At 36.5% G+C, this 16,642-nt stretch carries 16 protein-coding genes; 10 read left to right on the forward strand and 6 right to left on the reverse strand.

Translation table 11 applies throughout. The annotated features are described in order from the left end of the window. Positions 1-330 precede the first annotated feature (330 nt). Complete coding sequence (locus tag QK255_RS03115) at positions 331-825, reverse strand: hypothetical protein (RefSeq protein WP_002291452.1); 495 nt, start codon at positions 823-825, stop codon at positions 331-333. A gap of 170 nt (positions 826-995) precedes the next feature. On the opposite strand from QK255_RS03115, the gene QK255_RS03120 reads away from it, so the two are divergent. Continuing rightward, positions 996-1,364: a hypothetical protein gene (locus tag QK255_RS03120; protein ID WP_002291451.1), complete on the forward strand. Its 369-nt coding sequence runs from the start codon at positions 996-998 to the stop codon at positions 1,362-1,364. A 564-nt stretch (positions 1,365-1,928) separates the two neighbouring features. On the opposite strand, the gene QK255_RS03125 is transcribed toward QK255_RS03120, so the two are convergent. Further along, positions 1,929-2,444: an LURP-one-related/scramblase family protein gene (locus QK255_RS03125; protein ID WP_002291449.1), complete on the reverse strand. Its 516-nt coding sequence runs from the start codon at positions 2,442-2,444 to the stop codon at positions 1,929-1,931. Between the two features lie 25 nt (positions 2,445-2,469). Further along, positions 2,470-3,339, reverse strand: coding sequence for a Cof-type HAD-IIB family hydrolase (locus QK255_RS03130; protein WP_235043149.1), 870 nt, complete (start codon positions 3,337-3,339; stop codon positions 2,470-2,472). Positions 3,340-3,464: 125 nt separating this feature from the next. On the opposite strand from QK255_RS03130, the gene QK255_RS03135 reads away from it, so the two are divergent. The 4 genes from QK255_RS03135 (at position 3,465) to QK255_RS03150 (ending at position 6,391) form a co-directional block, all read left to right on the forward strand. After that, positions 3,465-4,145 (forward strand): uracil-DNA glycosylase, encoded by a 681-nt coding sequence (locus QK255_RS03135; RefSeq protein WP_002291446.1) that lies wholly within the window; start codon positions 3,465-3,467, stop codon positions 4,143-4,145. Positions 4,146-4,297: 152 nt separating this feature from the next. Then, entirely contained in the window at positions 4,298-5,278 is a 981-nt protein-coding gene (gene pta, locus QK255_RS03140) for a phosphate acetyltransferase (protein WP_002291445.1), read from the forward strand. A 122-nt stretch (positions 5,279-5,400) separates the two neighbouring features. Beyond that, the gene (gene tsaE / locus QK255_RS03145; protein WP_002287066.1) at positions 5,401-5,874 is read left to right on the forward strand and encodes a tRNA (adenosine(37)-N6)-threonylcarbamoyltransferase complex ATPase subunit type 1 TsaE; all 474 of its coding nucleotides are present in this window, start codon (positions 5,401-5,403) and stop codon (positions 5,872-5,874) included. After that, the gene (locus QK255_RS03150; protein WP_002287063.1) at positions 5,867-6,391 is read left to right on the forward strand and encodes a GNAT family N-acetyltransferase; all 525 of its coding nucleotides are present in this window, start codon (positions 5,867-5,869) and stop codon (positions 6,389-6,391) included. The genes tsaE and QK255_RS03150 overlap by 8 nt, the downstream gene beginning before the upstream one ends. Positions 6,392-6,879: 488 nt before the next feature. Here QK255_RS03150 and QK255_RS03155 read toward each other — a convergent pair whose 3' ends face one another. After that, positions 6,880-7,413, reverse strand: a complete 534-nt coding sequence (locus QK255_RS03155) for a 3'-5' exonuclease (protein WP_002291442.1) — start codon at positions 7,411-7,413, stop codon at positions 6,880-6,882. 616 nt (positions 7,414-8,029) lie between these two features. Next, positions 8,030-8,782: an exodeoxyribonuclease III gene (locus QK255_RS03160; protein ID WP_002291429.1), complete on the reverse strand. Its 753-nt coding sequence runs from the start codon at positions 8,780-8,782 to the stop codon at positions 8,030-8,032. 112 nt (positions 8,783-8,894) lie between these two features. Here QK255_RS03160 and QK255_RS03165 point away from each other — a divergent pair, with 112 nt between their 5' ends. From QK255_RS03165 to QK255_RS03185, 5 genes are all read left to right on the forward strand, one after another. Next, entirely contained in the window at positions 8,895-9,815 is a 921-nt protein-coding gene (locus tag QK255_RS03165; RefSeq protein WP_002291435.1) for a Gfo/Idh/MocA family protein, read from the forward strand. Between the two features lie 72 nt (positions 9,816-9,887). Beyond that, the gene (murB, locus tag QK255_RS03170) at positions 9,888-10,823 is read left to right on the forward strand and encodes a UDP-N-acetylmuramate dehydrogenase (protein WP_002291437.1); all 936 of its coding nucleotides are present in this window, start codon (positions 9,888-9,890) and stop codon (positions 10,821-10,823) included. 297 nt (positions 10,824-11,120) lie between these two features. Beyond that, positions 11,121-12,599: a helix-turn-helix domain-containing protein gene (locus QK255_RS03175; protein WP_002291438.1), complete on the forward strand. Its 1,479-nt coding sequence runs from the start codon at positions 11,121-11,123 to the stop codon at positions 12,597-12,599. A gap of 266 nt (positions 12,600-12,865) precedes the next feature. Then, the gene (locus QK255_RS03180) at positions 12,866-14,929 is read left to right on the forward strand and encodes a bacterial Ig-like domain-containing protein (RefSeq protein ID WP_002291440.1); all 2,064 of its coding nucleotides are present in this window, start codon (positions 12,866-12,868) and stop codon (positions 14,927-14,929) included. 82 nt (positions 14,930-15,011) lie between these two features. After that, entirely contained in the window at positions 15,012-15,581 is a 570-nt protein-coding gene (locus QK255_RS03185; protein WP_002287055.1) for a GNAT family N-acetyltransferase, read from the forward strand. 174 nt (positions 15,582-15,755) lie between these two features. Here the strand turns inward: QK255_RS03185 and QK255_RS03190 are convergent, their stop codons facing one another. Then, on the reverse strand, positions 15,756-16,562 hold the full coding sequence (locus QK255_RS03190) for a DUF2238 domain-containing protein (protein WP_002287053.1): 807 nt from the start codon (positions 16,560-16,562) through the stop codon (positions 15,756-15,758). Positions 16,563-16,642 lie beyond the last annotated feature (80 nt).

Genomic DNA, 16,642 nt, shown 5'->3' on the forward strand with positions numbered 1-16,642 from the left:
AATGGTGTAAAGAAGAATGAACGTTACTAAAAATTGAATAGGTTTTAATAAGGTTGTGACAGAAGTGGTCAGCTTCAAGAAATAAGAAGGAATTTACGAAAATTGCTTCTCAAATTTTTGTAAAATTTCGGCTTATTTTTCGAAGAAGCTACTTCTGGAACACCGTGTATCAGAGGTTGTGAAAAAGCTGCCCTGCATCAAGTAATAAGAACAGCCAAATAAAAATAGCTGCTCATATTTTTCGTTTGGTTGGGCTTATTACCGCAGATGCAAGCTTTTGAACACCGTTTATTCGAAATAAAGGACTGTGACACGATTTTTGTCACAGTCCTATTTGCTATCCGTTGTAAAACTGTATTCGACTCCGAATGAATCTTTCAATCTTGTTTGGTTATCAGCTACCCATGTAAATTCCTTTTTGTAATCTTTTCCGATTAGATAAGTTTTTTTATTATCAGAATCGATTTCCACTCTTCCATTTTTGACTTTCCTGTTGAAACTTTGCAGTAACTCTGGATTTTCAGTAGAAATAGTTTCGGAAGGAAAGTCTTCTTTAATCATTTCAGCCAGTAACAGTCGATCGGTTTCGCTTAACAATTTTGTTGGAGAGGTATTTAAATTTATATTTTGTTTAAATTCTTTACTGATTTCTAAATACCCATTATCTAAAATATAAGTTCCTCTAGTTTGTAAGGTTCCATTAGCTGTAATTTGTTCTATTGTGACGTGAGTTATTTTATTGTAATTCGAATTGCAACCGCTGATTATGAATAATAATAACAAATGCGATGTATAAATAGTTCTTTTTAATAACTTTTTTTTCATATGTCCCTCTCCTTTACCTTCTTTTTTCTGATATTTTACCATATTTGCGAAAAAATAGTAATATAATTAAAGTTTTGTTTGGTGTGCATAAAAATTCAATATATAATCAGGATATAAAAATATAAATGGAGGTTTTTTATGATTAAAAATGTTTTTTATCTAGCTGTTTTTTGCTGTCCGTTGCTGTTTTATTAAGTAATAACTGTGTCCATGCTGAAGCAAAAGATTTTAGCTATGGTGAGGATGCTCCTTCTCACATTGTAGAAACTACTATTTTTGATTTTGATCAAATGAAGTTTATCACTATTTCCCCACAAGCTATATTGACTCGTTATTGGACAAGCGGATGGACAACGACTGGAAATCCTGCCCCAGCTGTTGCATTCTTCCAATCTGGAGCCTATCGAGGTTGGCTTGGAAAATATAGGGAAATGCCCCTTTCAAATGGAACTCGAGGTTATTATGAGGGATATTTTTATCACCATTCCTTACCTTTACCGATTCCTTCAAAAATAAATATCAGGAAGGAGATAATATAAGTGAAAAAATTTAAGAACTTATTTATTTTAATAATGGCTATATGGGGATTAACCGCTTTTTCACAAAAAATCCATGCTGATACAAATGATTTAAGTGCTTAGCAAGTAATGAGTACTATCAATAGCAGAGGTAGTAAAGTTATCTACCACACAAGACGATCGGCTACTTTAAGCGGTCTAACAAATACAATTATATATAATGATGGTATTTATTGTGGGCAATTATATTTACAAACTTGGTCTTACGACAAAGATTTTACTACAGGAAGATTTTGGTATGTAGGGATATATAGAGGAACAGTCAGATCGAATGGAGGATGTCCTATCGGACGATTAAAGTCTTAATATGTGTTATGAGAATATAGAAGGATAAAACAGCACTTTTTTAGTTCATCATCAAGAGTGTTTGAATACCTCCGTCTCGAAGGGGATTTTGGTATTTCCTATTTTTGATAAGAAATATTGGGAGTCGTTACTCGATCAAGTAACGACTCCCAATATCGTAGATTCTTAATTTTGACTTAGAGTTTGAGATTGTTTATTGTTAGCTTGCTTTCATTTTTTCTAGTTCACATCAAATCGATAGGATAAAGGCTTTTCTTTGCTTTTGTCTTTACGGTAGAGCCAGTAATCTAAAACCGCAGCAATACAAATACAAACTGGAGCATCTTCATCATTTGAGACATCCAATACATAGTAATCTCCTGAAAAAAGTGTTGCTTTATCCATTTTCATGATTTGCTGATTGAAATGATGGATTTGATATTGATGATTATAGATATCACCTTGGACTGTCCAGTGAAGTCTACGAATATAATAAAAATCACCGGGCCAATTGAATATTTTCTGCATGGTTCCCACCTTTTCGAACTCTTTATACAGCTCAAAACGCGTACCGAATGTCAGGCTTATCTGCTTGATGTGAGCAACGAGATCGCCATTCATGGCATAAAGAGACAATGCATCGCCCTTTGTTCCCCAGCGACCAACCATCAAAAACAGGGAATGTCCTTTTTCGTTTTTGACAATTGTCCGAGTTGCACGTCCAAGCTGTTTTTCCTGAATGAAAAATTCTGACATCTATATCCCTCTTTTCTAGATAAAACTACAAGTCTTCTGCAATCGCGCGCAATATGGCTTTTCCTACGCCAGATTCAAGGTTTGTGTCCGTTGTATATTTGGCATAATCTTTTACTTCGATTTCTGCATTTCCCATTGAGAAACTGACTCCTGCTACTTGCAGCATGCTGACATCATTGAAGTTATCGCCAATCGTCATGACTTCTTCTAAAGAAATCCCACGCTCGTGAGCGACATGGGCAACAGCAATTCCTTTTTGAGCGTTTTTATGGTTCACTTCGATATTGTTTTGACCAGAGGAAGTAACGGCCAGATCGCCTAAAAGAGAAATCTGCTTTCCAACTGGACCTAATACAGCTGGCCCTTCTGTATGAAAACAAATAATTTTTAAAACTTCCAGATTCTTTTCTTCCAAGATAGCACGAATACTGTCCACGTATGTGATGTGCAATAATTCCAGCTTAGCTGAGGCCATGGCAATCGCCATTTTATACGTAAGGTGAGGTAAATGGGTAGCCACCATGGAAGCAAAACTTTCGATTCGTTTCGCTTGATTTTCAGAATAAAGACCATCGTTGGTTGCTACTTCATAGTAAATACCGTTAGCATCTAGAATATCTAAAACAGAGATTGCTTGATTATTTGGAATCGATACGGTAAACAGTGAATTTCCTTCTTTATCAAATACCTGTGCCCCGTTCAAAGTGATCATCGCACAATCGATTCCTACCTCATCTAAAGCTGCGCGAGCTTCTTGATAGTTTCGACCAGTAGCGACCATGAACTCAACACCGGCATCATTTGCAAAACGTATCGCCTCGGCATTTTCAGGAGAAACACTCATATGGGCATCTAATAATGTGCCGTCCATATCTGATGCAATTAATTTGATCATAATGATTATCGTTCCTTTCTGCTTCTTGTTCCTAGTTTACCATATTAATCAAGTGCTGAGGGTGAAGATTGTCCCTTGTGATTGAAGAAAATGTGAGTTATTCTTTTTATTAGGAGGTGGAGGTTTTGAAAGAAATCATTCATAACAGTTGGCAAGAAGTTTTGTCCCCAGAATTTTCAAAAGATTATTATCTGCATCTAAGAGAATTTTTAAAAAAAGAATATGCGTCCCAAAAGATCCATCCAGATATGTATCATATCTATGAAGCATTGGAATTGACTCCTTATGAAGAAGTTAAAGTGGTGATTTTAGGACAAGATCCTTATCATGGAGAAAATCAAGCTCATGGCTTATCTTTTTCTGTGCAACCCGGCGTAAAGATCCCGCCATCGTTAAGAAATATCTATAAAGAGCTTAATGATGATCTTGGAATCGCACCTGTTCAACATGGAAATCTAGTGTCATGGGCTAAACAGGGAGTCCTTTTACTCAACACCGTTCTTACCGTTCGGGAAGGGCAAGCGTATTCTCATCGCGGGAAAGGTTGGGAAAGATTAACAGACACGATCATTGAAAAATTAAATGAACGGGAAAAACCAATCGTGTTTATCTTGTGGGGAAAACCGGCACAAGAAAAAATCAAAATGATCGATAAGAGTCGCCATATCATCATAACATCTCCACATCCCAGTCCGTTATCTGCAAGTCGTGGCTTTTTTGGTTCCAAACCCTTCTCGAAAACGAATGATGCGCTCCTTGCGTTAGGAGAAGAACCGATTGATTGGCAACTGCCTGAAACAGTGTAATAAAACAGCGCTTTCCTGTTATAGCGCAGTTCGCTATGTATGTGAAAAACTTAATTTTTCCAGCATTTTTGACTGATACAGATAAAATAAACTGTTCTTTTTTTCTGGAATAGTGTATGATAATACATATAAAAACGTCTGGAGGTCATCTTGTGGAATTGTTTGATAGTTTAAGATTTAAGATTGTTCGCCGTGGGATCAAAATCGTTTTCCCGGAAGCTACTGATGCTCGTATTTTAGGCGCAGCTGCCCGGTTGAAAGCAGAAGAACTTGTGGAACCCATTTTAGTAGGGAACGAAGAAGAAATAAGAAATGCAGCGCATGCCAGAGGAATCAAAACATCTAGCTTTACGATCATCAGCCCTGATAATTACGATAAGTGGGATGAAATGGTGGATGCTTTTGTTGAGCGCAGAAATGGAAAGGCATCCAAAGAACAAGCAGAAAAGATTTTAAAAGATGTGAATTACTTTGGTACGATGCTTACGTATATGGGGATTGCAGACGGAATGGTCTCTGGAGCGATCCATTCGACTGGCGACACTGTTCGCCCAGCACTTCAGATCATCAAAACAAAGCCTGGCATCAGTCGGACAAGCGGAGCGATGATCATGGTACGTGGAAGAGATCAAGAAAAATATGTCTTTTCGGATTGTGCGATCAACGTGAATCCAACTGCGCAAGAATTGGCTGAAATCGCCGTAGATTCTGCAAAAACAGCAGAATTGTTCGATATCGAACCAAAAGTAGCAATGATGAGCTTCTCGACAAAAGGCTCAGCGAAATCGCCAGAAGTAGACAAAGTAGTTGAAGCAACTAAAATCGCTAAAAAACTAGCGCCACAATACATGATCGACGGCGAATTGCAATTTGATGCTTCTTATGTTCCTTCAGTTGCACAACTGAAAGCGCCAGATTCAGAAGTAGCTGGTCAAGCAACAGTCTTTGTATTTCCAGAATTGCAGTCAGGAAATATCGGCTATAAAATTGCTCAGCGTTTCGGTAACTTTGAAGCAATCGGACCAATTCTACAAGGCTTGAACAAACCGGTTTCTGATTTGTCTCGTGGAGCAAATGAAGAAGATGTATATAAATTATCGATTATCACAGCAGCACAAACATTGATTGATTAACAAATACACGCGAACTAGCCAAAAACAGCAGCTGCTGTTCTTGACTAGTTCATTTTTTCTTTAAAAAAACTTCATTACGCGATATACTGGCAAAAAGAAAGAAGAGCGGGAGAAGATGAAAAATGATCGAACTATCAGGATTAACAATGACAGAACAATTCGCAGAGGCAATTGGTCATTCCGCAATGCCAGGTGACAATCTGATATTGACTGGTGATCTAGGTGCGGGTAAAACAACGTTGACGAAAGGAATTGCCCAAGGATTAGGGATAACGCAAATGATCAAAAGTCCGACATACACGATTATTAGAGAATATAGTCAAGGTCGGATTCCGTTGTATCATATGGATATTTATCGGGTAGCAGCTAGCGGAGCAGATTTAGGGTTAGATGAATATTTTGAAGGTGATGGGCTTTCCGTTGTAGAATGGGGAAATCTATTAGAAGAAGCACTGCCGGAGGATTATTTGGAACTGATTTTAGAAAAAAGTGATACAGATTTAGAAAAGCGGTATGTGAAACTAATCTCATACGGGGAGCAAAGTGAAACCTTCAAACAGCGAATTCTAGAAAAATGGGCTGAAAATCATGAGTGAAGAAGTTGGGATCATCTTGCGGGAAGCAGTGCCAGGAGATGCAAAAGACATTCTTTTGATGATGGGACAAGTCAATAAGGAGACAGAATTTTTAGTTTTGGATGAAGCAGAACTCCTGTTACCACCAGAAACCTTAGAAGAAGAGTTGGATTATATATACGAAAGCAATAATAATTTATTGCTGCTTGCAATCTATGAAGGGACGATTATTGGAACAGCATCTGTCAAGGCAGACAGTCAATTTCGTTTGTCTCACGTGGGAGAAGTCGGTATCAGTATTCTGCAGGAATATTGGGGAATGGGACTAGGCACTCTTATGCTAGAAGAAATCATCAGTTGGGCGAAGGAAATGGGTGTACTTTTTCGATTGGAGCTTGACGTTCAAGTTCGTAATGAAAGAGCCGTACACCTTTACCGAAAAATGGGCTTCCAAATCGAAGCGGTCATGCCTAGAGGGGCAAGAACAGATCTAGGCGAATTTTTAGATGTATATAAAATGAGTTATTTGATTGAATAGAAGAAATAGGAAAAGAGTGAGAAACTGTCATCCTTTTGAGAAGGCAGAAAAACACACGAAGGGACTATGACAAAATACGTGTCACAGTCCCTTTTTCTGAATAAACGGTGTTCAATCAGCTAACCTTCGGTATTAGCTCAAAAAACAGCAAAATATGAGGAACTATTTTGCCGTTTGTTTCTCTAATACTCAGATCAAAACGCTGATTTCACAACCTCGTGGTAAACGGTGTTCAAAAGCTTGCATCTGCGGTAATAAGTCCAACCAAATGAAAAATATCAGAAGCTATTTTTGTTTGGCTGTTCTTATTACTTGATGCAGAACAGCTTTTTCACAACCTCTTCCTTATACGGTGTTCTCCTGCCAGCTCCTCGGTCACCAGTCACAATATTTAATAAACATGAGGAGCTATTTTTTGAAATTGCTCCTTGTGACTCGGAGTGAAACGGCAGGCTCACGACCTCTTTGTGTGTTTCATAAGTATTCTTTTACTTTATAGTCACAAGTTTTTTCAATGGATCTGTCCCGAATTTTTTTTCTTGATAAAGCAGGATTTCCGCACATGCACGACTATCTTCCAATGCATCATGGTGATGATCTAATTGGATGTTCAAATTTTCGCACACAGTGTTCAATCGATGATTTGGAAATTCAGGAAACAAGCGACGGCTACTTTTCACTGTACATAAAGAAAGATAATTAGGCTGTTCAAGATGATAATAATCTAAGCATCCCGCTAAGACCTTTGTATCAAAAGCAGCATTATGTGCAACGACTAAACGATTTTTTTGAAAATATGGTTGGATAGTTTGCCAGACTTCTGGGAATTTCGGCGCATTGCGTACGTCTTCTTGATGGATTCCGTGAATTTGGACATTTCGCCAGAAAAAAGGAGTCTCAGGCTGTATCAATGTATAGAATTCATCAACGATCTGGCTGTTTTTTACCATGACTAGCGCAAGAGAACAAGCACTATAAGGCTGATGATTGGCAGTTTCAAAATCCATGGCAACAAAATTCATTTCTGTAAAACCTCCTTGGGAAATTACTGTAACATACTTTTGAAAAAAGCAAATAAATTTAACAAAAAACATAGAATTTTTTATGTAATATTTGTTGAAAAAAGCTAGTTTTTGAACTTATTCCTTGTGATTTGGAGTTAGATAGGGATCATGACTTCTCGGTATTAAGTCAAATTTATGCAAAAATGTGGAAAGCCATTTTCACAAAGTTTTTTTAATACTCGAGACTAAACGACTTTTTCACAACCTCTCCACTAAACGGTGTTCAATCAGCTGACTCTCGGTATTAGCTCAAAAATGGCAAAATATGAGGAACTATTTTTCCATTTGTTTCTCTAATACTCAGGTCAGAACGCTGATTTTACAACCTCTTAATAAATGGTGTTCAAAAGCTTGCATCTGCGGTAATAAGCCTAACCAAACGAAAAATATGAAGAGCTATTTTTGTTTGGCTGTTCTTATTACTTGATGCAGGACAGCTTTTTCACAACCTCTCGATAAACGGTGTTCAAAAGCCAGTTTCTCGGTATTAAGCCAAATTTATGCAAAATGTGGAAAGCCATTTTCACAAAATTTTTCTTAATACTCGAAACTAAACGACTTTTTCACAACCTCTTTATTTCAAATCTAATTCTACTGGACAATGATCACTGCCCATAATGTCCGTATGGATCTTTGCATCAGCTAGTCTTGGCTCTAAATCTTTGCTCGTCAAAAAGTAATCGATCCGCCAACCAGCATTGTTTTTTCTTGAATTGAATCGGTAGTTCCACCAAGAGTAGACACCTTCCTGGGTTGGATAAAAATAACGGAATGTATCGATAAACCCGTTATCCAACAGTCGAGAAAGAGCCGCTCTTTCTTCTGGAGTAAATCCAGCATTTTTTTGATTCGTTTTCCAGTTTTTCAAATCGATCGTTTGGTGCGCGACATTTAGATCCCCACACACGATGACTGGTTTTTGTTTTTTTAGATTTTCCAAATAATTATAAAAGGCTTCTTCCCATTCTAATCGGTAATCTAAACGTTTTAATTCGCTTTGAGAATTTGGCGTGTAACAGGTTACAAGAAAGAAATCGGAATATTCCAAAGTAATCAGACGGCCTTCTGTATCATGGATATCGATACCCATTCCGTAAGTGGCATTCAATGCTGGTTTTTTAGCAAAAATCGCTGTGCCGGAATAGCCTTTTCGTTCTGCGTAATTCCAATATTGATAATAACCTGGAAGATCTAAATCAATTTGTCCTGCTTGGAGTTTTGTTTCCTGCAGACAGAAAAAATCGGCGTCTAACTCATGAAAAACTTCTAAAAAATTTTTATTTACGATGGCACGAAGCCCGTTTACGTTCCAAGAGATAAATTTCAATAAAAGCACACTCCTTCGAATTAATTTCCTTACCTTTGCGATACTATTGTACCTCATTTTAGTAAAAAATGGTGTAAGATGAAAGTAACTAAATGATCCAGGAGGAAAGTAGATGAAGATTGGTGTAATCGGTGTAGGGAATATCGCAGAAAAAGCATATTTACCAACTTATGCGAAAAAACAAGGAACACTTGATTTTTATTTTGCAACAAGAAATAAAGAAACAAAAGAAAGAATTCAAAAAGAGTACGGGTTCCAACATCTATATGAAACGATCGATGAGCTTTTAGAAGAAAAAATCGAAGCATGTATGATCCACGCAGCAACAAAAGTACATTATGAATTAGCCAAAAAATGTCTAGAAAATGGTATCCATGTTTATATTGACAAACCACTGAGTGTCCATCTAAATGAAGTTCGTGAATTGCAAGAATTAGCTGATAAGAACCAAATAATTTTGATGATCGGTTTCAACCGACGCTTTGCTCCTATGGTAGAAGAATTGAAATGTATCCCAGATAAGCGGTTGATCCACCTGCAAAAAAATCGAATAGCGGCAAAAGAAACGACAGAATTCGTCCTTTATGATTTGTTTTTACATCTTATTGATACAGCTGTGTATTTATTAGATGAACCCATTTTGAGAACAAAATACCAGATAAGAGAAACAAAGGAATTTTTGGAATATGCCATTTTACAATTAGAAACACAAAATCAAACGGCTATTTTAACGATGGATTTAGCAAGTGGCGCTAATATAGAAAAATATCAAGTAACAAGTAAAAATGGTACTTATGAAGTAAACGATCTGACCCAGCTTGTCATTCAAGATGCTGATGGAAAAAAAGTGAAAGAATTTGGCGACTGGACAAACACGCTAGTCAAACGCGGGTTTGAGCCAATGGTAGAGGCCTTCTTTTCTCAGATCCGTTTAGGTAAATCGGAAACAGAAATGCTTAAACAAAAAGAAGTTGTAAGAAGTCATGAATTATGTGAGAAAGTGCTTAAAGATCACTACCGTCATCAACTTTGAACAAGACTGGCAAGATTGTATTAAGCGTGATAGAATAATGAGGACGTTTGAGAAAAGAAAGGAAAATCCTCAGTGAATAAAGAAGAAATAGTTGAAAGCTTAGCCACGATTACTTTATTGTTTGATGAACCATTGATGAACTATACGTTTACGAAAACAGGCGGACCAGCTGATGTCCTTGCATTCCCGAAAAAGCAAGACGAAGTAAAGCAAATCATCGATTATTGCCGAATCCATGATATACCTTGGATGGTATTAGGAAATGCAAGCAATCTGATCGTTCAAGATGGCGGGATTCGCGGTGTAGTCATCATGCTGACTGAAATGAAACAGATTCATGTCAAAGGAACGATGGTCATTGCGGAAGCAGGTGCCTCACTGATTGATACGACTTATGCAGCTTTGGCAGAATCATTGACTGGATTTGAATTTGCTTGCGGCATCCCGGGAAGTGTCGGTGGAGCGGTTTATATGAATGCAGGTGCGTATGGCGGAGAGATCAAAGATGTTTTTGCTGAAGTGGATCTTTTGCTTGAAGATGGAACATTGAAAACTTTGACAAAAGACGAAATGGTATTTTCTTATCGTCACAGTAAAGTCCAAGAATTACGTGCTATCGTATTGGAAGCTCGATTCAGTTTGCAAACAGGGGATTATGAAGCAATCAAAGCAAGAATGGATGAGTTGACCGAATTGCGTCAATCAAAACAGCCATTAGAATACCCTTCATGCGGAAGTGTCTTTAAGCGCCCAGTAGGACACTATACAGGTCAGCTGATCCAACAAGCAGGATTGCAAGGCCTGAAATGGGGCGGTGCACAAGTCTCTGAAAAACATGCTGGATTCATCGTCAATATCGATCATGCGACAGCGACAGATTATATTGAATTGATTGCGCACATCCAAGAAGTAATCAAAGAAAAATTTGATGTGTCTTTAGAAACAGAAGTGCGGATCATTGGAGAAAAACAAGCAATATCAGAAACAAGCAGAAGTTTAGCCAATTAATAAGTAATGGAACTTAAAATAAGTAAAAGAGCAGGACGGTGGCCGTCCTGCTCTTTTTTGTGGTTGTTTACGCAAATGGCGCAAATCTTGTACAGTTTAACACAATAAAACAAAAAATATAGAATATTTCCTCATAAATTTTTCCATTTTTTGCAATATTCTCAAAAAAAAGATAAAAAATGAGAATAACTGATGAAAAAACAAGCGTAATCCATCATAAAATCAGTATAGGTGAAAAGATGAACTTTCATCTGCATATCAAGTGATTGGTATGAGGCATTTTTTGAGGTGTAGGATATGAAGTTGGATTACCTTATAGAAGAGGAAGATAGAGAAAAACTGCTGCTAGCTAGATATTTAGAATTTGAGAAAAAGAATTATGTAGTGCTGCCTAAGTTATATGAAACATTAGGTTTGTCTAAATTTAAAACAAGAAATTATATCATAGAATTAAATAAAGAATTTACTGAATTCAAAACAAAGCCAGAGATCCAAATTTCAGAAGAAGCAGAGATCCATGTCGAACGTCTGAATTTGACGGATATCAAAAATTTAAGAAGAATCTACTTTCAACGATCAAAAATTGCTCGACTGTTAACGGAGATCGTGGATTCAAAAGTAACGATCGAAAAATTTGCAGAGAATCATTTTTTAAGCATATCAAGAGCCTATGTAAAAAGAAGAGAATTAGTCTCTTTTCTTGAACAGCATCAAATAAAGTTAAAGAAAAACATATTAGTTGGGGAAGAAATAAACATACGGAACGTATTATTTGGGGTATATTTCGGGGTCTTTAATGGTTTTTCTATGCCATTTAGAGAAAGCGTCATGAATGAAGCAAAGAGTATCGTGCAATATTTTGAATATCTGTTCAATTTAAAACTGTCTGCAACAAAACGAATCAAATTCAATTTGCTAACCACTGTTAGTTTGTTGAGGGCCTATGGGAATCAACCAATCGGAAAACGTTTCTTTTCAGATGAATACTTTAAGAGCTCAGAAGGAATGAAGATCATCAAGGATTTATCACATATTTCTTTTCTTCATATCCCTAAAGAGCAGATCATTGATGAGATTTCTTATATCATGTTGTTTTTGATCACGGAAGAAGAATTTGAATTAGATGGCGCATTTGGACTTGCGGAAGCTCATTTTCATGATATCCACATGATTAGTCAAAAAATGTCAGTGGAATTGATTGATCAATTACCATTTTCGATTGAAATCTCTGAAGAAGAAAGACTATATATACGAAAAGAACTTCGTATGGGTATGATGCATGTCAATCGAAAAAATTGGATATTCGACTTTGAGATGACTAGCTTTACGTCTAACAAGCAGCTACAGTTTTTCTTCGAGACGTATCCAATATTCAGTACAGCAATCCAAAAGGTCATACAAGAGAATAAACGCTATTTCTTGGGAAAAGATGAACGTTTCATGATTCGCTTATTTTATGATTATCTCTTTTTATTGGTCGGTATTTGTCCGGTATCATATTTTGAAGCACCGATTCATGTCTGTATTGATTTTTCGCAAGGATCTGCTTATACCGATTACATTATTTCTCAAGTGAAAGGATTTAAAAATTACAATATTGTGATTGAGAGTCGAATCACTTCTCGTACGAATATTTATTTATCTGATTGTTTACTTGAAAAATTTAATAAAGAACAGATAATTTGGAAAAATCCACCGACTCCAGATGACTGGGAATATTTTGGAAATACCATCATCAGAGAAAAAAATAGACATTTAACTGAAAAAATCAGCTAGTATTTATGGATGGCAGCTTTGTCTCACATATTTATTAGCTGATTTATGTTTTTTTCAAAGAAAAGGTAACTAGATATAACTAGATATATTACTTAACAAAATTAAAAAGTACATAAGTTATTATTCCGATTTTCTTGAAACAATAAAAAATCAAAAAAAATACTCTCCTAATAGTCCATCTTCTTTTGATTTTATTTATATAATGAAATCATCTTATGAAAATTACTACTTCATGTTTAGACAAGAGTAGGGAGGACTAAGAATAAATGTGTTCAAAAAGACGTTCAAAACAACTAAATAAACACGCTTGTCGTTTAGATAAGGAACGGTCGTGTTCTGAAAAACACTACGTTAAGTTTATGATGCGCACGATGCTGATCAGTTTATCTGTAGGTGTCTATATGCATGTACCCGTTCAGGCAACGGCACAAACCATCAAGGTCGTACGTACCTCTGTTTCTGAGACCACTGATTCCCCTATCACTATTACTCATACTTTCACTGATGCAAATGGAAAACAGCTACTTCCTGCATTGACTTCCTATAATAAAGTCAGTTATCCTCCAACGATAAACCACTACTGGTTAATTCCTAACAAAACATTATGGACATCGGAAACCGGAAGCAGTGTGCCGCTTTCTATCTTTTCCGATATGACTGATCCTACAAAAGGTGATCAGTTAAAACAGATCACTGATATTTTGAATCATGCTTTGACAGATATAAAGAACGGTGGAAGCGCACAAGTTTCTTATGTATATGAAAAAGATTATTCACAGTTTGAAGGAAAGAAAATCGATGTTCTGGCAGGGACAAAAGTTTCGATATCTGATCTGGTAGAAAGGCTGAAGAACGCAGATGGAACACAAGGAGATATGTCCAAAGTAATTTCAAACAATGGGAATATCGTGGATACGACTAATACAGGAACATCTACTATTTCCTTGTCCTATTTTGATCCAATTGCTTTAAAAACAATGACTGCATCTGCTGTGATCCATGTTCGTGCTGATCAAACAGCTATCAAAGGAAAAGATCTTCACTTAAGAACAGGAGAGAGTTACGCCCCTAAAGATCTTGTTGAATATGTAACAAAAAGCGATGGAACTTCAGGAAATAAAGAAGAAATCAAAATGAACGGGACAGTAGATACTACAACTCCGGGAGAATATCCCGTTGTATTAACTTATATAGACTCGAAAACATCAAATGTGGCAGAAACAACAGCTGTAGTTTATGTAGAAGCATCTGCTGCTTCATCGACTGTCATCACTCATTTTATAGATAGTCAAACAAATAAAGAACTTCAAGCAGAAACACATATGAGTAGTGTAAATCGTATTCCTGATTTGCGCCTACCTGCTGAATTTTCTGATCGAGTGCCAAATATAGATTTATCGACTTATGAACAAGACGGAAAAGTCACTTCTATTTCTGATTGGATGCAAGCAAACGGATTAGACAGAAAAAGTCACTGGTCGGAGATCCTTGAAGTACTTCACTCAGAACTGATGAATAACAGGAAGCAATCAGGAGGGGAAATTACCTTTACTTATGTTTATATACCAGACAATCGTTCATTAGAAGGCCATGATCTTATTGTTCATCCAAACGAAAAAATAAACAAAGAAGAGTTGATCCAATCAGCAACAAATTCCTTAGATAAACCCGTACCGTTAAAGGATGTATCGGTTACAATCAATGAAGTACCATTGGAGGATGGTTATTTGACCAAACAAACAGGTGATTTTACGATTATGTATAGTTATCATGACCCGTATTCACTCCAAGAACTCCATGCTCAGTCGCTTTTACACGTTTTACCATTAAAAAAACAGATAAGACAAAAAGAACAAAAAAAACAAGAAGAAAACTTGTCAGAAAAAAAACAACAAATGGCTCATGCAGTTTCTCCAACAGGGGAAGCAAAGCAAACAAGAAATTTACAGCCAGCAAGAATATCTAGAAAAATCTCAGAATCTAATAAAACGATAAGGCAAGAAGCTCATTTGGCCCCACAAGTTTCTGGATTGGAAAATGAAATTTTAGAGCCTAAAATAAAACAACAATCAGAAAAAGAATTTGTTGCTAAACAGTCGGAAGATCAGAATGAATCAGATGACCACAAGGAAACGAAGAAAAAACGCTTGTCAACTATTGATTCCACCGATGAGCATCTGCAGCCGCAAGTACCACTTCCTAGTCCGGGAACACCCGCACCTGGTGGAGGTATTCCTTCTTCTTCTGCTTTAGGAGATTTCATGCGAGGTATCGCAGGAACATGGGTATACGCTAATCGAAATGAATTTGACGCAGATGACTGGTTCTGATTTATATCTCTATCTGTTATAGTCAAATAAGTAGCTGAGTCATATGTTATTTGGCATAATGGAGACGAGGAGGGATAGAAAAATGTTAGATAAAACGTTACCTTACGCAGAAATCTGGATGACAAGACCACTTCAACAAAATGTTCCAATCACGCCTTTAGCGGAAGGTTTTGAATTTCGATTTTATCAAAAAGAAGATGAATCTGCTTGGGCGGAGATTGAGACTTCCGTTGGGGAATTTCAAACGACAGATGAAGCACTTGAGTATTTTCAACAAAACTTTGCTCCTTATCCTGAAGAACTTGAAAGAAGGATGTTTTTTGTAGAGACAAAAAAAGGAGAAAAAGTAGCAACCTGTACCGCTTGGCGAAAAAAATCAAGAGAGCAAGTGTATCCGGTTTTTCATTGGTTAGCAGTGAAACCAGATTACCAAGGAAAAGGGCTCGCAAAAGCATTGACTGCCAGAGTCTTGCAAGAATTTCCTACCCTCCATACGGACGGACCAATCTATCTTCACACACAGACATGGAGCCATCAGGCGATTGCTCTTTATAAAAAAATGGGTTTTACTTTTATTGCTGAAAATCTAGACGGCACACCTAATCCAGATTATGAAAAAGTTATGCAGGTTTTAAGTAAATTAGATAAATAACGAAATGGTGAAATAAGTCCTCAGTATTGGGATAAAAAACGAAATAGTCATTCCTCATATCTTACTTTTTTGAGTTAATACTATCGGATAACTAATGGCATGCCATACATTCAAAAAAGAAGGGGCAGTGACAAAAGTATTGTCACTGCCCCTTCTCTTGTTTTTTAGCATGTTTTATCGTTTGATTTTTTTAGGAATAAAATTCTTGATGAACGTAAATTTTTGGTAATCGTTTCGACTATAGAGGTAACCAAATACACTGAAAACAACTGCTCCAATAAAATTAACAAATAAATCCTTCATAGTATCCATGATTCCCACGTCTAAGTAACCATTTTGGATGATTGTTTTATCTGTTTTACCATCTGCATTTTGACTTTCAATGATTGTCCGAGTGATATCTGGAACATGATAGACAGTGTTTCCGTCTTTACTTAACTCCACACTATTGATTTGCTGGATGATCGTATCTTTTTGCATATCGAATTGCAGTAATTTATCTGCTGAAAATTCCACAAACTCCCACATAACACCAACTGTCATCGAAAAACAGAAGGAAACAACTGCTAGTAATAAAGGAGTCAAGTTCATGGTTTTTGTATTTTTATTGAGCAAATAAACAAGGGAAAAGCCGACACCCCCAGCTAAAAATCCGCTGAATGCATGTAGAAAAGTATCCCACATTGAAAAATAGCCATAAAAATCACTTAACTCTCCTAAAACTGTTGAACTAAAAATAAAAGATAACAAAATGATTTCTAGCATATTTGGAATCTGTATCTTTAATATCTTTTCCAGAAAATAAGGGATTTCAAATAAAATTAGTGTCAGTAATAAAAGCATTGTATTTCCCCAGTGTTGGTTCCAGACCTGATCCACTAGCATAATAACGACGATGATACGTAATAAAATATAGATTCCGTTTGTGATTCTACCTGCAGTTTTTGTACTGTTCGTAAAAAAGGTTTTCAAATGATTCATAAAATAACTCCTTCATGTATATCCTTAATTATACTAAGAAGCGTGTGTTTACCAAAGCTATATGACTTAAAGAAAAACAG

Source organism: Enterococcus sp. ZQ21, from assembly GCF_030053755.1.
GTDB lineage: Bacteria > Bacillota > Bacilli > Lactobacillales > Enterococcaceae > Enterococcus_B > Enterococcus_B lactis.

What these genes read in the sequence shown, in the direction of transcription:
- QK255_RS03190 (WP_002287053.1), bottom strand. Translation starts at nt 16,562, where the DNA reads ATGAATCATTTGAAAACCTTTTTTACGAACAGTACAAAAACTGCAGGT.
- QK255_RS03125 (WP_002291449.1), bottom strand. Translation starts at nt 2,444, where the DNA reads ATGTCAGAATTTTTCATTCAGGAAAAACAGCTTGGACGTGCAACTCGG.
- QK255_RS03155 (WP_002291442.1), bottom strand. Translation starts at nt 7,413, where the DNA reads ATGAATTTTGTTGCCATGGATTTTGAAACTGCCAATCATCAGCCTTAT.
- QK255_RS03115 (WP_002291452.1), bottom strand. Translation starts at nt 825, where the DNA reads ATGAAAAAAAAGTTATTAAAAAGAACTATTTATACATCGCATTTGTTA.
- QK255_RS03175 (WP_002291438.1), top strand. Translation starts at nt 11,121, where the DNA reads ATGAAGTTGGATTACCTTATAGAAGAGGAAGATAGAGAAAAACTGCTG.
- QK255_RS03165 (WP_002291435.1), top strand. Translation starts at nt 8,895, where the DNA reads ATGAAGATTGGTGTAATCGGTGTAGGGAATATCGCAGAAAAAGCATAT.
- QK255_RS03185 (WP_002287055.1), top strand. Translation starts at nt 15,012, where the DNA reads ATGTTAGATAAAACGTTACCTTACGCAGAAATCTGGATGACAAGACCA.
- tsaE (WP_002287066.1), top strand. Translation starts at nt 5,401, where the DNA reads ATGATCGAACTATCAGGATTAACAATGACAGAACAATTCGCAGAGGCA.
- QK255_RS03130 (WP_235043149.1), bottom strand. Translation starts at nt 3,339, where the DNA reads ATGATCAAATTAATTGCATCAGATATGGACGGCACATTATTAGATGCC.
- QK255_RS03150 (WP_002287063.1), top strand. Translation starts at nt 5,867, where the DNA reads ATGAGTGAAGAAGTTGGGATCATCTTGCGGGAAGCAGTGCCAGGAGAT.
- QK255_RS03180 (WP_002291440.1), top strand. Translation starts at nt 12,866, where the DNA reads ATGTGTTCAAAAAGACGTTCAAAACAACTAAATAAACACGCTTGTCGT.